Origin of the sequence: Marinococcus halophilus (assembly GCF_002265875.1) — a bacterium.
Taxonomy (GTDB): Bacteria; Bacillota; Bacilli; order Bacillales; family Marinococcaceae; genus Marinococcus; species Marinococcus halophilus.
In genome coordinates this window covers 127,386-145,223 of record NZ_NPFA01000003.1, presented here as the reverse complement: position 1 = coordinate 145,223, position 17,838 = coordinate 127,386, and the positions used below count along the sequence as shown (strand labels likewise).

21 protein-coding genes are annotated in these 17,838 nt (G+C 46.3%); 12 read left to right on the top strand and 9 right to left on the bottom strand.

All coding sequences use genetic code 11. The annotated features are described in order from the left end of the window. Nucleotides 1-102: 102 nt before the first annotated feature. The 8 genes from CHL76_RS04675 to CHL76_RS04640 form a co-directional block, all read right to left on the bottom strand. Nucleotides 103-375, bottom strand: a complete 273-nt coding sequence (locus tag CHL76_RS04675; RefSeq protein WP_022793829.1) for an HU family DNA-binding protein — start codon at nucleotides 373-375, stop codon at nucleotides 103-105. A gap of 268 nt (nucleotides 376-643) precedes the next feature. Then, on the bottom strand, nucleotides 644-1,027 hold the full coding sequence (gene mnhG / locus CHL76_RS04670; protein ID WP_186807344.1) for a monovalent cation/H(+) antiporter subunit G: 384 nt from the start codon (nucleotides 1,025-1,027) through the stop codon (nucleotides 644-646). Then, nucleotides 1,011-1,298 (bottom strand): Na(+)/H(+) antiporter subunit F1, encoded by a 288-nt coding sequence (locus CHL76_RS04665; protein WP_179124138.1) that lies wholly within the window; start codon nucleotides 1,296-1,298, stop codon nucleotides 1,011-1,013. Before CHL76_RS04665 ends, mnhG begins: the two co-directional genes overlap by 17 nt. Further along, entirely contained in the window at nucleotides 1,295-1,774 is a 480-nt protein-coding gene (locus tag CHL76_RS04660; protein WP_079476879.1) for a Na+/H+ antiporter subunit E, read from the bottom strand. The genes CHL76_RS04665 and CHL76_RS04660 overlap by 4 nt, the downstream gene beginning before the upstream one ends. After that, entirely contained in the window at nucleotides 1,774-3,261 is a 1,488-nt protein-coding gene (locus CHL76_RS04655) for a Na+/H+ antiporter subunit D (protein WP_094907983.1), read from the bottom strand. Before CHL76_RS04655 ends, CHL76_RS04660 begins: the two co-directional genes overlap by 1 nt. Then, nucleotides 3,254-3,595 carry a Na(+)/H(+) antiporter subunit C gene (locus CHL76_RS04650; protein ID WP_079476877.1) on the bottom strand — a complete coding sequence of 114 codons (342 nt, stop codon included), beginning with the start codon at nucleotides 3,593-3,595 and terminating at the stop codon, nucleotides 3,254-3,256. Before CHL76_RS04650 ends, CHL76_RS04655 begins: the two co-directional genes overlap by 8 nt. Further along, nucleotides 3,595-4,017 (bottom strand): Na(+)/H(+) antiporter subunit B, encoded by a 423-nt coding sequence (locus CHL76_RS04645; RefSeq protein ID WP_094907982.1) that lies wholly within the window; start codon nucleotides 4,015-4,017, stop codon nucleotides 3,595-3,597. The genes CHL76_RS04650 and CHL76_RS04645 overlap by 1 nt, the downstream gene beginning before the upstream one ends. Further along, nucleotides 4,014-6,419 carry a Na+/H+ antiporter subunit A gene (locus CHL76_RS04640; RefSeq protein ID WP_094907981.1) on the bottom strand — a complete coding sequence of 802 codons (2,406 nt, stop codon included), beginning with the start codon at nucleotides 6,417-6,419 and terminating at the stop codon, nucleotides 4,014-4,016. The genes CHL76_RS04645 and CHL76_RS04640 overlap by 4 nt, the downstream gene beginning before the upstream one ends. Nucleotides 6,420-6,768: 349 nt before the next feature. Between CHL76_RS04640 and CHL76_RS04635 the strand changes: the two genes are divergently transcribed. The 12 genes from CHL76_RS04635 to holA all read left to right on the top strand — a co-directional run bounded on the left by CHL76_RS04635 (nucleotide 6,769) and on the right by holA (nucleotide 17,495). Further along, complete coding sequence (locus CHL76_RS04635; protein WP_079476874.1) at nucleotides 6,769-7,293, top strand: YqeG family HAD IIIA-type phosphatase; 525 nt, start codon at nucleotides 6,769-6,771, stop codon at nucleotides 7,291-7,293. Then, nucleotides 7,290-8,393 carry a ribosome biogenesis GTPase YqeH gene (yqeH, locus tag CHL76_RS04630; RefSeq protein ID WP_079476873.1) on the top strand — a complete coding sequence of 368 codons (1,104 nt, stop codon included), beginning with the start codon at nucleotides 7,290-7,292 and terminating at the stop codon, nucleotides 8,391-8,393. The genes CHL76_RS04635 and yqeH overlap by 4 nt, the downstream gene beginning before the upstream one ends. Further along, nucleotides 8,394-9,248 (top strand): shikimate dehydrogenase, encoded by an 855-nt coding sequence (gene aroE, locus CHL76_RS04625; protein ID WP_079476872.1) that lies wholly within the window; start codon nucleotides 8,394-8,396, stop codon nucleotides 9,246-9,248. It begins immediately after the preceding gene. Next, nucleotides 9,238-9,531, top strand: a complete 294-nt coding sequence (gene yhbY, locus CHL76_RS04620; RefSeq protein WP_079476871.1) for a ribosome assembly RNA-binding protein YhbY — start codon at nucleotides 9,238-9,240, stop codon at nucleotides 9,529-9,531. Before aroE ends, yhbY begins: the two co-directional genes overlap by 11 nt. Before the next feature lie 15 nt (nucleotides 9,532-9,546). After that, nucleotides 9,547-10,122: a nicotinate-nucleotide adenylyltransferase gene (locus tag CHL76_RS04615; protein ID WP_094907980.1), complete on the top strand. Its 576-nt coding sequence runs from the start codon at nucleotides 9,547-9,549 to the stop codon at nucleotides 10,120-10,122. Continuing rightward, on the top strand, nucleotides 10,109-10,672 hold the full coding sequence (gene yqeK / locus CHL76_RS04610) for a bis(5'-nucleosyl)-tetraphosphatase (symmetrical) YqeK (RefSeq protein ID WP_079476869.1): 564 nt from the start codon (nucleotides 10,109-10,111) through the stop codon (nucleotides 10,670-10,672). Before CHL76_RS04615 ends, yqeK begins: the two co-directional genes overlap by 14 nt. A 13-nt stretch (nucleotides 10,673-10,685) precedes the next feature. Further along, nucleotides 10,686-11,042: a ribosome silencing factor gene (gene rsfS / locus CHL76_RS04605; protein WP_079476868.1), complete on the top strand. Its 357-nt coding sequence runs from the start codon at nucleotides 10,686-10,688 to the stop codon at nucleotides 11,040-11,042. 67 nt (nucleotides 11,043-11,109) lie between these two features. After that, nucleotides 11,110-11,868, top strand: a complete 759-nt coding sequence (locus tag CHL76_RS04600; protein ID WP_233133216.1) for a class I SAM-dependent DNA methyltransferase — start codon at nucleotides 11,110-11,112, stop codon at nucleotides 11,866-11,868. A 107-nt stretch (nucleotides 11,869-11,975) separates the two neighbouring features. Then, the gene (locus CHL76_RS04595; protein WP_094907979.1) at nucleotides 11,976-12,608 is read left to right on the top strand and encodes a helix-hairpin-helix domain-containing protein; all 633 of its coding nucleotides are present in this window, start codon (nucleotides 11,976-11,978) and stop codon (nucleotides 12,606-12,608) included. A gap of 72 nt (nucleotides 12,609-12,680) precedes the next feature. Next, nucleotides 12,681-13,970 (top strand): homocysteine synthase, encoded by a 1,290-nt coding sequence (locus tag CHL76_RS04590; protein WP_094907978.1) that lies wholly within the window; start codon nucleotides 12,681-12,683, stop codon nucleotides 13,968-13,970. 117 nt (nucleotides 13,971-14,087) lie between these two features. Continuing rightward, on the top strand, nucleotides 14,088-16,385 hold the full coding sequence (locus CHL76_RS04585; protein WP_094907977.1) for a DNA internalization-related competence protein ComEC/Rec2: 2,298 nt from the start codon (nucleotides 14,088-14,090) through the stop codon (nucleotides 16,383-16,385). A 90-nt stretch (nucleotides 16,386-16,475) separates the two neighbouring features. Then, entirely contained in the window at nucleotides 16,476-17,495 is a 1,020-nt protein-coding gene (gene holA, locus CHL76_RS04580) for a DNA polymerase III subunit delta (RefSeq protein ID WP_158219066.1), read from the top strand. 31 nt (nucleotides 17,496-17,526) lie between these two features. On the opposite strand, the gene rpsT is transcribed toward holA, so the two are convergent. Next, nucleotides 17,527-17,793, bottom strand: a complete 267-nt coding sequence (rpsT, locus tag CHL76_RS04575) for a 30S ribosomal protein S20 (RefSeq protein ID WP_022794935.1) — start codon at nucleotides 17,791-17,793, stop codon at nucleotides 17,527-17,529. Between the last annotated feature and the right edge of the window lie 45 nt (nucleotides 17,794-17,838).

Sequence of the window (17,838 nt, the reverse complement as noted above, 5' to 3'; positions counted from 1 at the left end):
AATGATATAGAATTGTTCCCTTATTCGCATTGGAAGAAACACCAAAGAACGTCAAGAAAAAACAGCCCTTCTGACCAGAAAGGCTGTTTTTAAGTATTTATGTTAGTTTACAGCATCTTTCAGCTGTTTGCCCGGGCGAAACGCAGGATTCTTTGTGGAAGGAATCTTAATTTCTGCGCCGGTTTGCGGGTTACGCCCTTTACGAGCGGCACGCTCGCGTACTTCAAAGCTTCCAAATCCAACTAACTGGATTTTGTCGCCTTTTTTCAAAGTTTCTGTGATGCTGTCGAATACAGCGTCTACAGCTTTGGAAGCGTCTTTTTTCGAAAGCTCAGCCTGATCTGAAACTGCGTTGATTAAATCCGTCTTGTTCATGAAAATACTCCCTTTCATTCCATAAATTTAGAGTCTTTCATACCAAATTAACTCATGAAAACCCTGGTATGTCAACCCTTCCATTTATTTTTGTAGGTTTCTAAGAAGAAAAACCAGTAATAAAGCAAATATATTTTAAAAATACTTACATTATTCTGGTTTTTTTCTTAAACCCCATCATAACAAGGGTTTGATTAGAATTCCAGTATTTATGATAAAAAGATTGAATAGCAAAAAACTGGACCAGATGAACGGCCCAGCTTTTTTACTATTTGTCACTATTGGTATTTTTTTCGCTGTAGGAACGGCTCTCTGACCTGGATTTTTTAAGAGCGTCCTGCGAACTCCTTTCTGCGAGTGGCACACCAGAATTGTATGCAGCTCTTGCAATCAGGTGACCCCCTACAGGAGCTGTCACAAACACAAACACCAACGTCAGAGTAAAGCGGAGACTGAACTCCTGGGTGTGTACCATGAAAAACATAAAAGCACCAAGTACAACACAAAGGACCCCCAGCGTAGCTGCCTTGGTAGCGGCGTGTGAGCGCGTGAATATATCCGGCAGGCGTGCCAGGCCAATAGCGCTTATCACGCTGAAGGCCGCTCCAACAAGAACAAGCAGCGCTACAACCCAGTCAACGATCGCGATCATGCTCAATGACAACACCCTTTTCGATATATTTAGCAAAAGCAACAGTACCAATAAAGGCCAGGATCGCAAGCAGCAGCATAACTTCGATAAATGCGTTTGTATTTAAGATGATACAAAACAAGGCAATTAAGCTGATTAATTGAATGCCAATCACGTCAAGTGCAATGACACGATCCGGCATCGAAGGTCCTTTGAATATTCGGTACAGCGTGATTAAAATAGACAGGGTCACAAGAACGGCTGCCGTGATATAAATTATATTTAATATCATTGTCTGCTGACCTCCCTAATTGCTTTTTCGAATGAATCACGGATTTCCTCTTCTGTGGCTTCTACGCTCTGAAGATCCATAGCATGAATAAATAAAGAGCGGTTATCCGGTGCTACTTCTACCACCAAGGTCCCCGGCGTCAGCGTGATCAAAAGGGAGAGCAAAGTCACTTCCCATTCGCTCTCAAGCGTCGTTTCCATTTCGAAGATACCGGGCCTGATATTTAAGCGGGGGCTGAGGATCTGCCGGGCTACTGAGAAACTTGAAAGAACTAATTCTTTAAAAAAGATAAGAACAAGTACTAGCGAAGCGTAGATTCGGTGAAAATACAACCTTTCCCGAAAAAAACCTCTCACAAAATACAGCACGAGAAGACCGAGAAAAAAGCCGCTGATGAAGGATGCAAAGGACCAGGCATTATTAATAACCATCCAAAGCAGAGCCATAACCAGATTAATCATAATCTGAAAAGCCATTATGCTTCCCCCCCTAACACGGCCTCAATATAAGCTTGAGGATTGATGAGTGTTTGTGCTGCGCTTTCTACAAAAGGATACATAACTTCTGCTCCGATCCCCATAAATACAGACAGTGCTACAAGAAATACAATTGGAGGCATCTGTGCTTTTATGCTGCCATGTTGTTCAGCGTGGGTGAGCTTCGGTTCTCCGAGGAAGCCCTGGAGAAAAATACGTATTACCGAAAACAGCACGAGCAGGCTTGCGATCATCATAACTGCTACGACGATATAATGCCCGGCTTCGGCTCCGCCTACAACCAACATTAGCTTTCCGGGAAATCCACCAAGAGGTGGGACGCCGGCAAGGGCAAGAGCGGAAATGAAAAACATCCATGTAAGGAGCGGGTGGTGCTTAATAATTCCTCCCATACCTGAGAGCTTGCTGGTGCCGGCTGCTGTGATCAGTGCTCCGATGATTAAGAACAGAGCGGCTTTGATGACAATGTCGTGAAGCAGATAGTAAATGGCTCCGACAAACGCATCGCTGTTCAGCGAGGCAACGCCAAACAGGATAAACCCAACAGCCACAATTACGTTGTACACTAAGATCAGTTTTACATCCCTGTAAGCAATGGCGCCGATAACACCAATGATCATTGTGACGGCGGAAAGAACCAGAAGAATAGTGTGAGTTACAGCCGTATCTTCATTAAAAATAATAGAGTAGGTTCTAAAAATGCTGTAGATACCAACTTTAGTTAAAAGAGCAGCAAAAATTGCCCCGATGGCTGTCGGCGGTACAGAATAGGATCCTGGCAGCCAGAAGTACAGGGGGAACAGGGCCCCCTTTAGGCCAAAAACGATTAGAAACAGGATAGCGATAACCGTAATTATTGGTTCAGCACCGGTTTCGCTGACCCGCTGGCTGAGCTGTGCCATATTCAGGGTCCCCGTGACAGCATACAAATAAGCTACGCCAATAACGAAAAAAGCGGAAGAAACAACGTTCACGATAACGTAGTTAAAAGATTCTTTCAGCTGCGTTTTTGTACTGCCATGGCCGATTAAAGCGTAAGAAGCTAAAAGAAGCACTTCAAAACAGACGAACAGATTAAAAATATCTCCCGTAAGGAAAGCTCCGGATACTCCGGCAATCAAGAATTGAATAAAAGAATAGTAGTAATATTTTTCCCGGCCTACTCCGATGGTACTAAAGGAAAAATAGATAATAGGCAGTGTTACCAACGAAGTGGTCGTAGTTAAAAGCACAGCTAAGGAATCACCTACAAGCACAATGCCAAACGGTGCTTCCCAGCCGCCAAGTTCAAGGGTCATAATGCCGTTTGCTAATATGTACGTAAGCAAGAAGACATTAACGCCGATTAAAATCAAACTTGTAATAAATGCCCAAATACGCTGGGCAGTGACACGCTTTGGAAAAAATAGCGCCACGATTCCTGCGATGAGTGGGATAAGCACCGGAAGGATCAGCCAATTACTCATCAGTATCAGTTCCTCTCAGTTGGTCAGTCTCAGCTGCCCCGGTTACTTTGTACGTGCGGTAGCCCAGCACAAGAATAAACGAAGTTACTCCGAAGCTGATAACGATCGCAGTTAGTATCAATGCCTGGGGCAGTGGGTCTACGTAAGTGTCAGCATTCAGGCCAAGCAACGGAGGTGCTCCTGTTTTCAGCCCTGCCATGGTTAAAAGCAGCAAGTGGGCGCCGTGGCTTAAAACCGAGCTGCCGATGATGATGCGGATTAAGTTTTTTGTCAGTATCAAATACAAACCGACAGTAAATAAGAAGCCGGCAAGGATAGACATAATTATTTCCACTATTTATCCTCTCCGATCGTTTGAATAATAGTCATAGTTGCTCCTACCACGGTCAAATAGACGCCCAGGTCGAAAGCGAGGGTAGTTGTCAGCTCTAATTCACCCAGTACAGGAAAATGGAAATAGCCGAACGTTTGCGAAAGGAACGGTGTCGAAAAGAAAAATGACCCTACGCCGGTGCCCACCCCAAAAACAAGACCAATGGCTATCATGGTTTTATAATCAATCGGCATGGCCCGGCGGACGGTTTCCATGTCAAAGGCAAGAAGGAGAAGAACTAAAGCAGCACTTGTCATCAATCCTCCGATAAAGCCGCCTCCGGGCTCCTGGTGACCGTTGAAGAAAATATAGATAGCAAATAGAAAAATCAGAAATGAAATGAATTTCGTTACTGTCTGCAGAATCACGTCATTGTACTTCATTTATTTTCGCCTCCTGCCAGCCTTAATTTAATTAGGGAATAGACCCCGAGAGAGGCGATGCCTAACACGAGAATTTCAAGCAGGGTATCAAAACCGCGGAAATCTACGAGGATCACGTTTACGACGTTGTTTCCGCCCGCTTCTTTATAGCTGTTTTCCAAGAAGTAATCCGAAATGGCAGGGAACAGCCTGGTGCCACTCGCAGAAAGCCCGATCAGGGTAACGGTGAGTCCGACTGCCACAGAAATAACCAGGTTGGCAGCGTGGAACTTCGTTTCTTTTAAAGCGTCGAAAATCTGCGGGAAATGATAGAAACAGAGCAAAAACAATGTTACTGAGACTGTTTCAATCGTCAACTGGGTCAGCGCCAGATCGGGCGCCCGGAACAGCACGAAAAATAACGCTACCGTATAGCCAAGCACACCAAGGGAAATCACTGCTTTTAATCGTGAACGAGTGAACATCAGAATGAGAGAAGACCCTACCAGCACAAGCGAGAGAACGGCCTCATAAGGAGTTACCGGCACCATATTCGCAGTGTCGATGGCAAAAGCTCCTGTACCAAAAAGCGAGAAAAGAAGCAATACTACGGTAAAAGAAAAAATGTAAATGAAATAATCTCTCACAAGCCCCGTCATGTGCCAGGATATAACAGTGTATGAAGTACGTTCAATTCCTTCCAAAAAACGATTATAGGTCTGATTAAACAGGCGGTTGTCCGGGAAGACAGCGTATATGCTGCTCCACTTCTGCAATACGAGAAAAATAATCGTCCCCAACAGCACCACGCCGATGGTCATAAACAATTCGGTAGAAAAGCGGTGCCAAAAATAGATGTCCACCCCAAAAGAACCTGTCTGGGCAAGTTCCGGCATGATAGAAGCCATGGCTGGTTCAATGATGGCCGGTACAAGCGTATTCGGGAAAAAGCCGAAGACTACGACGAGCGCCACGAGAATCAAAGGAGCTAAAAGCATACCGAATGGAGCTTCGTGCGGTTTGGCAGGAAGCTTCTCTTCCTGGAGTTTCCCGGTGAATGTCCGGAAAACGAGTATCATACAGTAAACAAAGGTAAAGATACTGGCAGTCCATGCAACAATCGGAAGCAACAGGCCAATGGAGCCCATGCCATACTGGGAAAAATGTGTGATTTCCACCATCGACATAAAAAACATTTCTTTACTCAAAAAGCCGTTGAACGGAGGCAGGCCAGCCATGGAAAAGCTGCCGATTACTGCGATGGTAAAAGAAATAGGCATCAAGGTCATGAGTCCGCCAAGCCGCCGAATGTCCCGTGTACCCGTTTCGTGGTCGATGATACCTGCCATCATAAATAGGCTTCCTTTGTACGTGGCATGATTGATCAAATGAAAAATAGCAGCTGCCACAGCAACGGTATAAGCATTGTTATCAACACTGTCATAGTGAAGAGCCGCAGCTCCGGCGCCGAGCATCGATAAGATCATTCCCAGCTGGCTGACAGTGGAATAAGCGAGAATACCCTTTAAATCAGTCTGCCGTATCGCAGAAAGCGATCCCCATATAAGAGTCAGGAGACCGAAGCCGGTAACAAGCCAGAACCAGTAAGCACTGACTGCAAACAACGGTGTGAGGCGGGCTACTAAATAAATCCCCGCCTTAACCATCGTAGCGGAGTGCAAATAGGCACTTACCGGTGTTGGAGCCTCCATGGCATCAGGCAGCCAAATGTGAAATGGGAACTGGGCGGACTTTGTAAACGCCCCGAGTAGAATTAAAAGCATGGCGGGTAAGAACAACGGGCTGGCCGCAAGCTGGTCAGAAGCATCCAAAATCCCGCGAATGCTGTAAGTACCGGTTACGGAGGCAATCAGCACAAAGCCGACCAATAAAGCAAATCCTCCTATAAAGGTAATGAGCAGTGATTTCAACGCTCCATAACGGGACTTTTCCTTCGTGTACCAATACGAAATCAGCAAAAAGGAAGAAATGCTCGTAATTTCCCAGAACGTATATAAAACGATTAAATTATCTGACAATGTAAGGCCGAGCATGGCTCCCATAAATAGCATTAAATATGTATAAAAGTTATTTAACTGCTCTTTATGCTTATTCAGATAATAAATGGAATAAAGAACCACGAGCGCTCCTATGCCTGTAATAAGCAGAGCAAATAAAAGACCGAGTCCGTCTACGTAGGCAACGTAATTAATGCCTAACGAGGGGATCCATTCAAATGTCTTTATGACTGACCCTGTACCGGATACGTCAGGGAGATAAGTCAGGAAATAACTGAAAAGCACAATAGGAACAATAAGTACGAACCATCCTGTATGTATACGCGGGATGAATTTATACAGTAAAGGCACCAGCACAGCGGCCAGAAACGGTGCGATGATGGCAAGGTGTAAAATAGTAAACATGATGAACCTCCTTGTTGGTTTCGGTCGCCACTGAATTCTTTTCACATTATAGCGTATATCTAAACGCCTTGCATTAGAAGCGAATTCCGGAAAAGACCTTTGTTTTTAACAAATATATATGAAGAGAAGGGGAAGTGTTCACAATTTTGTTCGATATTTTGTCACAAGCCTAAAGGAAATTGAAAAAAAAGCCTCTGACGGTTATACTAGCTGTTTGTACGGCTTATGAGGAAAGCATGCTGAATCGATACGATATTTGGACACGGTTTTGTTAAAATAGAAGCAGCGGACGAATTTGTAATACAATGGCAGGAGTGAGAACACGAAAACCTGCGCGAAGGGGGACGGGATGTTGATTAAACGATTTATGCCAAATGAATATCTGCCAAGTGTTCTGGATCTCGACTTAGAACACCTGCGTGAAAATAACATTAAAGGCATTATTACTGACTTAGACAATACTCTTGTAGAATGGGACCGGCCGGATATAACAACGGAGCTTGACGATTGGTTTTTCTTTTTGCGGGAGCAGGGGTTCCAGGTGACAATTGTCTCCAACAATTCAGAGCACCGCGTCCGGTCATTTTCAGAACCTAATGGTATCCATTTTATTCACTCAGCTAAAAAGCCAATGGGACGGGCGTTTCGTAAAGCGACCAGGCGAATGGGGCTGAAAAAGCATGAAGTCGTTGTAGTCGGTGACCAGGTGCTGACAGATGTGTTCGGCGGAAACCGGGCCGGATTTTATACTGTATTAGTCGTACCAGTGGCCCAAAGCGATGGTTTCCTGACAAAAATCAACAGGAAAGTAGAACGCCGGGTAATGAAACGGTTAAAAGATAGAGGATTAATTCAATGGGAGGACCAACAATGACCGAAGAGCTGCATTGCGCCGGATGCGGGGCGCCTATTCAAAATGAGGATAAAAATAAAGCGGGGTACGTCCCAACATCAGCGCTAGTAGACAGAGCGACAGTGATCTGCCAGCGTTGTTTTCGTTTGAAGCATTATAATGAAGTCCAGGACGTGGATATGGAAGATCAGGATTTCCGTAATAAATTGCACGAGCTTGGTAACAAGCAAGCACTTATTGTGAAAATTGTTGATGTGTTTGATTTTGAGGGCAGCTGGATCCCGGGATTTCAAAGGTATATCGGAAACAATCCAGTGCTGCTCATGGTCAACAAAACAGATCTGCTGCCGCATTCCGTAAATGAAAACAGGCTCCTTCACTGGATTCGCCGCCAGGCAAAGGAACAGGGGTTAAAGCCGAAGGATGTCGTTTTGCTGAGCGCTAAAAATAAACAGGGAATCAGGGAAGCTGCCTCACGCCTTGAAGAATTAAGGAAAGGCAGAGATGTGTATGTCACAGGATGTACGAACGTTGGTAAGTCCACCTTTATTAACGCCTTGATTGCCGAATTTGGTGAAAACGAAGAACAAGACATTACTACCTCTCATTTTCCCGGCACAACGCTTGATATGATTGAAATTCCTTTAGATGACCAGACAAGCCTGTATGATACGCCGGGGCTTATTAATGATAAGCAGTTTGGGCGTAAAAGAAGTCTTCAGGAACGGAAGGAATTTATCCCGGAGAAAGAATTAAAGCCAAAGGTCTACCAGCTTGAAAGCGGACAGACGATATTTATCGGCGGTTACGTGCGCATGGACTTTGTTGAAGGAGACTCTAATTCATTTGTTGTGTTTATGTCCAACCGCCTTCCGGTCCACCGCACGAAACAGGAGAACGCTGACCGTCTTCATCCGGACAGAGTCGGAGATGTATTGAAGCCGCCGTACCGGGTGGAGGAGGCACCGGAATTAACGAAACACCGTATAGAAATTAAAGAAGAAAAAACAGATATTGTCGTACAGGGACTCGGATGGATTACAGTGACGAAGCCTCACGCTTCGGTGGATATTTACGTGCCGGTCGGTACAGGGGTATCAAAGCGGGAGGCGGTGATTTAAATGCCGAAGACGCTGCTTGGCTTAATCGGCCATCCGCTTGGCCATTCGCTCTCTCCGCAAATGCACAATGAGCAATTTAGACGGCTTGGACTGGATGGATACTATCATTTGTTTGATACACCGACAGAAGAACTGCAGGAAAGCGTACAGGCGCTCCGACAGCTCGGGACTGCAGGCTTTAACATTACTATTCCTTACAAAGTCAGCGTGATGGCCTATATTGACAGGGTCGATTCGTCGGCCGAACGGATTGGTGCAGTGAACACGGTCGTAAGGGAAAACGAAGAGCTTGTCGGATATAATACAGACGGGGAGGGGTACCTGGAATCTTTACTGGCCGTACGTTCATTGGAACAAATAAAAAATGCAAATATCCTGGTGATCGGAGCAGGCGGGGCGGCACGCGCGGTGTGCTATGCGCTAAGTCTCCGGCGTCCTAACAACATTATTCTCGTGAACCGGACGCAGGAAAAGGCAGAACAGCTGAAAAGCCACCTTGAGGATATAGCGTCCATCGAAGTGGTGCCGAAAGAAGAAGCAGAAAGCAGGAATTCTGAATACGATATATTGATTAATACGACTTCAATTGGGATGAGTCCTGAGACGGACCGGTCTCCGTGGCCTTTAAAAAATGTCAAAACTTCTGCGCTATGCAGTGATCTTATTTACAACCCGTGGGAAACCAGATGGCTGAAGGAAGCCCGGAAGGCTGGCCTTGACACCTTGAACGGAAGTGGAATGTTTGTTAACCAGGGAGCACTTGCATTTAAATATTGGACGGGTCAGGAACCGGACCGTAAAGCGATGCACTCCCTCGTCGAAAACCATCTAAAAGGAGAACATAATGCTGAATAATAAACAAAAACGTGCCCTGCGCAGAGAAGCGCACTCATTAAAGCCGCTTTTCCAAATTGGAAAAGAAGGCATGAACGAGCAGATTATTACTCATGTAGATGAAGCTATTGAAAAAAGAGAAATTTTAAAAGTGAATCTGCTGCAGAACTGTATGGAAGATAAACATGAAGTGGCGGCTGAGCTTGCCGAAGGCACAGGTTCAGAAGTAGTACAGGTGATCGGGAGCACGATCGTGTTGTACCGGAGATCGAAAGACAATCCTGGGATTGAACTTCCAAAGTAAACAAGGAGACCTGCTATGAGTGAACGTATAGGCCTGTTTGGAGGCACATTTGACCCACCGCATTTAGCTCATCTAATTATGGCAGAAGAGGCAAAGAACGCACTGGATTTGGATGAAGTCTGGTTTATACCAGTGCATACGCCCCCGCATAAACAGAGAGAAAATATGATTTCCGGGGAAGAACGTCTGGCGCTTGTGGAAGCAGCGATTAAAGATAACCCGGGTTTTCGGACTTCTTCCGTGGAGCTTGAGCGTGGCGGCGCTTCGTATACAATTGATACCGTGCGGTACTTTAGGCAGCAGGCACCGGAAACAGATTTTTTCTTTTTAATCGGCGGTGACATGGCAGATCAGATGGATAAATGGAAAGATATTGAAGAACTGCGCGGCCTGGTCGAATTTATATTTGTGAACCGTCCGGGTTACAACGCCCACAAGCCTTCATGGCTGAAGCAGGTGGAGGCTCCTACAATGCACGTTTCTTCTTCGATGATACGCCGCCGGCTCAGGGACGGAGAAACCGTTCGTTATATTGTGCCGGATAATGTATTAAAAGAGATTGAGAGGAAAAAGCTGTATGGACAAAAGTAAAGCTCTTCAAATCGTCAAAGAACAATTGACAGAGAACAGGTACAAGCATACACTCGGTGTGCGTGAGACCGCGCTATATTTGGCAAAACGCTTTAATATCGATTATAATAAAGTTGAGATAGCAGCTATTTTGCATGACTATGCTAAATATCGGCCGGTCGAAGAAATGCGCGAACTGCTCCGGGGGAAAGAAGAAGCCGCGAGGTTTATTGCTTACGGAGATGAACTGCTTCACGCTCCTGCCGGTGCTTATTTCATTCAAACAGAAGCAGGTGTTGCCGATGGTGATATTGTTTCTTCTATTTATTGGCACACCACTGGAAAGCCTAATATGACTGCCTATGAAAAGGTGCTTTTTTTAGCAGATTATATAGAACCAAACCGGACATTTCCCGGAGTGGAAGAGGTCCGGGAGACAGCAGAAAAAGATATAGATGCTGCTATCGTGATGGCTCTTGGCAATACGATTCAGTTTTTAATTTCAAAAAATGTTCCTGTATTTCCAGAGACGCTTGCTGCCTATAACGATCTGGTGATGGAACGTAAATAATGGAGGTCTGTAGATGAACGAAAAGGAACTGCTTGAATTAGCGGTACAAACTGCTGACAGCAAAAATGCACATGATATCGTGGCAATGGATATGAGAGGCATCTCGCCGGTCGCAGACTATTTTGTGATTGGACACGGCACATCCGAAAAGCAGGTACAGGCGATTGCGACAGAGTTAAAAAAAGCTGCGCATAAGCAGGGCCTTGATGTACAGAGGCTTGAAGGCTACAACGAAGCCAAGTGGGTGTTGATCGATCTCGGAGACGTGGTCGTCCACATTTTTCATGAAGATGAACGAAATTACTACAACCTCGAAAAACTATGGGGAGATGCCGCATATGTAGAGCTTGAAACGGTGCTCTCCCAGTAATAATGCATGCCTGAAAGGCCTGATTTTTCAGGCCTTTTTCTAATTTAACCGAAAGGGGGAACTCGGGATGGATGATTCAATGTACAATGGCTTTGCCGAAGTATATGACCGGCTGATGGCTGACGCCCCGTATCAAGCCTGGAAGGATGCTGTAATACAGGAAACACCAGGCAAAAGCGTCAAAATGCTCGAGCTTGGATGCGGAACCGGAGAGATTATGAAACATCTGTATGGGGAAGGCTTCCGGGTGGATGGTATGGATCTTTCTGCCGACATGCTTGCAGTAGCTGCACAGAAATGGGGTTTATCAGATGAAAAGCCTGTATTGTTTCATCAGGACATGAGGGTTCTGGAGGCACCTGATACGTATCAGCTCATTTATTGTTTTTGTGATTCCCTGAACTATTTAACGGCGCCGGAAGATGTTAAAAATACCTTTGCTGGAGTGTACAGCCATCTTGAAGCGGAAGGAGTTTTTATGTTTGATGTCCATTCCATTCACTACATAGAAGACATACTGGCTGAAGTTTCTTTTGCAGACAATGATGAGGAAATTTCTTTTATTTGGGATGTGTATCCATCAGAGCAAAACTGGGAAGTTGAGCATGAACTGACGATTTTTTCAAAAAATATAGACGGCACCTATAACCGCTACGATGAAGACCACGTGCAGCGGACGTTTGCTATTAATGAATACAAGGAGTGGCTGGAAGAAGCCGGTTTTTCAAATATTCGCATTACGGCAGATTTCACAGCTGATTTTCCAAACGAACAAAGCGAGCGCATATTTTTTGTAGCTAAAAAACAGACAAATGGTGTAAAATAATGTAATATATAGAAATTGCCCCCTCTTATACTGGGAGCGCCTGCTCCCTTCACCCCTTCCCTGATTTTTTCTTACCCATTGAGCAAACAAAATAGAATTTGGAGTTGATGCTGTCCTTGATGACCCGTTGGAAATTAATTGCAGTCAGCGCCGGCGGTGCCGTGTGTTTTGGAATTATGTTTCTACTATTCTGGAGTGGTCTGCCCCGCGAACAGTCAGCAACGCAGGAGCCTGTGCCGTGGAAGAGTCATTCTGAAGAAATAAACCAGGAGGAAATGTCCGCGGGCGCTTCTGTTGAAAAAGAGGAAGAGCCGGAAAAAAAGGTTCAGGTGGATGTAAAAGGAGAAGTGAAGGCTCCTGGTGTTTATGTGCTTCAGGCAGACGAAAGAGTCAAGGAAGCGGTTCAAAAGGCTGGTGGGGCGACAGACAATGCGGATATGCTTCAGGTGAACCTGGCAGAAAAAATAGAGGACGAGATGGTTATTCACATTCCCGGTGAAGGAGAGGAGCCTCTTAATGCGCCGCCTGAAGAAAGCAGTGCAGATACGGCAATGGTGAATGTGAACGAAGCGGAGCAGACGGATTTAGAGACCATACCAGGAATAGGCCCGGCAAAAGCCGCAGCTATTTTAAGCTATCGTGAGGAAAATGGCTCCTTTGAAACGATTGAGGATTTATCCAACGTCAGCGGAATAGGGGAAAAAACGGTGGAGCAGCTCCAAGATTACATTTCTCTCTAATATTTACTTTTCGAAATAGTCTGATAAAGTTAAGAAAGGTATATTAATAATTTGAAAGAAAGGAGCTTTACCGTGGAAGAACATAAAGACTGGAAACTCGAGACGCTTTCCGTACATGCCGGCCAGACTCCCGATCCGGCTACCAATGCAAGAGCAGTACCTATTTATCAAACCACTTCCTATGAATTCAATGATACCGATCATGCTGCAAACTTATTCGGCCTTCAGGAGTTCGGGAATATTTATACCCGTATCATGAACCCGACCTCTGACGTGTTTGAAAAGCGAATGGCTGCTCTGGACGGCGGTATTGGAGCGCTTGCAACTGCAAGCGGCAGTTCTGCCATTCATATTGCCGTTTTAAATATCTGCAGCGCGGGAGATGAAATTGTTGCTTCAAGCGGCTTGTACGGCGGTACGTACAACATGTTTATGCATACGCTCCCGAAGATGGGCATTCATGTGCATTTAGTGGAGGGGACGGATCCAAAAGCATACGAAGAAAAGATAAATGAAAATACAAAATTAATATTCAGCGAAATTATAGGAAATCCTAATGGCAATGTGCTCGATATTGAAGAGGTGGCAGCAGTGGCGCACGATAACGGCCTGCCGTTAGTCGTGGATGCTACCACAGTTACGCCAGTTTTATGCCGGCCCATTGATTACGGAGCAGACATCGTGGTGCATTCTGCTACAAAATTTATCGGAGGCCATGGCACGACCATTGGCGGAGTGATTGTCGACAGTGGAAAGTTCAACTGGGAGAACGGTAAATTTCCCGGTCTGACAGAACCGGATCCGAGCTATCACGGCGTCGTATTTACTGAAGCAGCCGGGGAGATGGCTTATATTTTAAAAGCGCGGGTACAGCTGCTGCGTGATTTAGGGGCCGCTATTTCACCAATGAACTCTTTTTTGCTTCTCCAGGGGCTTGAAACGCTTCACCTGCGAATGGAACGTCATTGCGAAAATGCCGAAAAGGCAGCGGCGTTTTTAGAGCAGCATGAGCTGGTGGACTGGGTGAACTACCCAGGGCTTTCTTCGCATGATACGTACGCTACAGCGGAAAAATACTTGCCTAAAGGAAAGGGGGCCATTCTAACCTTTGGTATAAAAGGCGGCCTCGCTGAAGGAAAAAAATTCATTGAAGCGTGCAATTTGCACTCGCACGTAGCGAATGTCGGAGACGCCAAGTCTTTAGTTATTCATCCGGCGAGTACAACGCACCAGCAGCTTTCTGAAGAAGACCAGCGCGCAGCAGGTGTATCTTCAGACCTTATCCGGCTTTCGGTCGGAATAGAGCATATCGACGACATTCTCCGCGATTTAGAAAAAGCTCTCCACGAAAGCCAGAAATAAACCTCGAACGCTAAAGCCTGCCTCCACGGGCAGGCCCTTTCTTTTTCTTTTCCCGACGTACTATTTAACAATTATGGGGGGGTGGATGCAATCCCCGTTCTTTGGATACTTATATCTATGACAGCCCCGGCCGCGATGGTACTCCGCGGAGACTTATGGGCGTGGGGGGCCATTTGGCTGTGCTTCGGCGCCGGATGGATAATTGTCAGGCGCTTTTGGATGCTTGCTGCCGGAGCAGCGTTGATGTTGATTTTTGCTGGCAGCTCCCTGTACTGGACTGCGCATAATGATTCGGCTTTAGACGGCACAGAAACAAAAATCACGGGTACCGTGTCATCGCCGCTGATGTATGACGGCGGGAGGGCCCGGTTTGATCTGCGCACGGATCAAAAGGAACACATACCGGTTACGTGGTGGTTTGAGACGGAAGAAGAAATGCAACAAAGCAAACGACTGCTTCCCGGTGACCGTTGCCAGTGGGCCGGGGAGCTGCGTAAACCGGGGACAGCTGGCAATCCAGGGGCCTTCAGCTATAAGACTTACCTGTATTGGAACAAGATACACTGGCTGTTTACGGTGGAAAACGGCCAGGAGATAAAATGTTTTAACCAATCCACGGGAGTGGTGGACACGCTGCAGCGGCTGAGGGCCCAGCAGGTACAGCGGATGGATAATTTTTTTCCGGAACAGGCTGGCGGATTGGCAGCTTCACTGCTTTTTGGAGAACGTGCTTCAATGACCGGAGAGGTTGAAGAAGCTTATCGCTCGCTCGGTCTCATTCATGTGCTTGTAGTGTCCGGCATGCACGTCGCTATCGTAAGCGGGGCTGCATTTTTTCTTTTGAAACGAATTGGCATGACAAAGGAACGTTCCTATACTATTGTACTTTGCCTTCTGCCTGTGTACGCTGTTTTGACCGGAGGGGCTCCATCAGTGCTTCGTGCATCGATTGCTGCGGGGATTTTCATTGCCTGGCAGAAATGGGGGCCGCCCGGTCAGCGTTTGGATCCGGCGGTGATTCTTCTGGCTGTCATGGGAGCTATGCTTTTCTTTAACCCAGGCTATCTTTTTCATATTGGGTTTCAGCTTTCCTTTTTATTGAGCGGGCATCTACTTTTATGCCGGAAAAAGATGGCGGCCGTGGGCAAGTGGACGAATATGGCATGGGTCGCTGGTTCTTCAATGCTTGTTTCTCTCCCGATTGTATTATGGAACTTTTACCAATTCTCCCTCTGGAATGTAATGATTAATTTTCTATTCACCCCGGTTCTTCTACTTCTTGTTCTCCCATTTTTATTTTTAAATTATCTTCTCTCGTTTTTCCTTGCCTCTCCTCCTGAAGTATTTTCCATAATGTTCTCAGGTATCGAATGGATGCACGCCCTTTTTATTTATTTGTCCGGCATGTCTTGGTCTACAGTACTTCTAGGAAAACCGGGAGCTGTTTTTACTATCGTATATGCAGCAGGCTGCACAGTGTTTGTAGCTGCTTGGAATAGGGGGCTGCGAAGACAAGCACTATATCTGTCAGCAGCAGCCATGCTTGCCGCTGTTGGCTGGCAGTGGGTGGCTCCTTATACAGACAGCCGAGGGACAGTGACTTATCTTGATGTCGGACAGGGAGACAGCACAGTTATAGAGCTTCCCTACCGGCGCGGAGTGGTTGTGGTTGATGGAGGCGGCCGGGTTAGTTTTAATGAGGTGGAGTGGGAGCAGCAGGAAAAGCCATTTGACCCTGGTGAAGCAGTCGTCGCTGAATATCTAAAATACCGGGGTATCCGGCATTTGGATACAGTAGTAGCAACGCACGGGGATGCTGACCATGTGAACGGCCTGAAATATTTGATGGAGCATGTGCCGACGGGGGAACTATGGTATGGCAGAAGCACTCACTACGAACCTGAAGAGCTGGAGCTTTTAGCAGAATTTGACGAGCATACTGACATCAGGCTGGTTGAAGGCGGGGAAACGTACCAGATCGGAGGCACGTCCTTCTATGTGTTGCATCCCCGCGGGGAATGGAAAGACAAAAACGACCGTTCTGTGGTGTTGTATTTTGAGCTTGGCGAAAAAAGGTGGCTGTTGACAGGAGACGTTTCCGCCGAACAGGAAAAACGGATGATACAGAATTATCCCGGCCTCCGGGCTGATATTTTAAAAACTGGCCATCATGGCAGCAGCACCTCCACGTCCCGGGATTTTGTGGAAGCGTTGGAGCCGGAGCACGCGGTCATATCGGCTGGCTACTGCAACCGTTTTGGACACCCGCATCCTGAGCCGCTCGAGATACTTGAAAGGGCAGGGATAAATATATGGCGTACTGATCTTCAAGGAGCCATCCAGTTTACTGTTTTCCCCAGGGAAGAGCCAGGCATACATACGGTGCGTAAAGAAATGCTTCCGGCGTGCAAGTAACTCAGAGTTTCTCATAGGAAAGAAAAAGAAAATACGATAAAATAGAAAAAGAATACGTTCGGAAAGTGTGAGCAGATGGATTATATAACGATGGAAAAAAAGGTACAGCAGGAGGAAGTGCAGCCGTTTTACCTTTTGCAGGGCGAAGAAAGCTATATGATTCAGGATATTCAGCAGAAAATTATCGGTAAAGCGCTGGCAGAAGGAGAGAAAGAATTTAACCTGTCCACGTTTGATATGCGTGAAACGCCAATCGAAATTGCTGTAGAAGAGGCGGAAACCCTCCCTTTTTTCGGGGAGCGGAGAGTGATTGTGCTGAAAAACTGTTATTTTTTAACGGGGGCAAGAGAAAAAGAGAAGGTAGAGCATAAAATCGAAGCGCTTGAGACCTATGCTAGGCAGCCAAACCCGACTACCGTGTTAATACTGTCCGCGCCCTATGAAAAGCTTGACGCCAGAAAGAAAGTAGTTAAAGAAATAAAAAAACAGGCGGTGGTGCTCGAAGCAGCAGCCGCCGGCGAAGAGACAATGAAAAAATGGATGCAGCAGTTTAACCAGGCCCACCAGCTTGTGATGAGCCGGGAAGTTATGGACCGTTTCATTGCTCTTGCCGGCAAAGACCTTTTGATGCTTGCCGAAGAGGCGAAAAAGCTGCAGCTCTATACCGGCAGCGGGGAAGTAACGATGGAGACAGTAGATAAATTGGTTCCGCGATCGCTTGAGGACAATGTGTTTGAACTGGTGGCTGCTGTAGTCAAGGGCCAGGCAAAAACAATGCTGCGTATATATTACGACCTGCTCAAGCAGGGAGAAGAGCCGATTAAAATTCTGGCGCTGCTTGCCAGGCAGATCCGTATCATTTATCACGTAAAAAACCTGAAGCAGCAGGGCTATTCGCGAAAACGCATGGCTGGGTCGATTAAAATCCATCCGTACGCGGTGCAGCTGGCTGAAAAGCCGGCGGCAGCATTTTCCCACGCGTACCTTCAGGAGGCCATGAAGCTGCTGAGTGCCACAGATTACCAGATGAAAGCAGGAAAAATGGATAAGCAGCTCGCACTGGAACTCTGTTTTATGAAGCTTGTTTCAGGGCAGAAAATTGGACAATAAAAAAACGACTCGGGCCCGAGTCGTTTTATCCTTATTGTGCTACTGCGCTTAGGCGCTTGTGCATTCTGGATTTAGCGCGGTTGGCCGCGTTTTTGTGAATCATGTTTTTGCTCGCTGCTTTGTCTACTTTCTTCATCGCGAGCGCGTAAGAATTCTTCGCAGCATCAATGTTGTTTGCATCGATGTTTTTGTCGAATTCTTTAATAGCCGAACGCATGGAAGAACGGAAAGCCTGCTGCTTCACACGTTGATTTTCGTTAATAATCACGCGCTTTTTTGCGGATTTAATATTTGCCATGGTGGTCACCTCCTTTAGTTACCGGTCATTTCTTTTATCAGCACA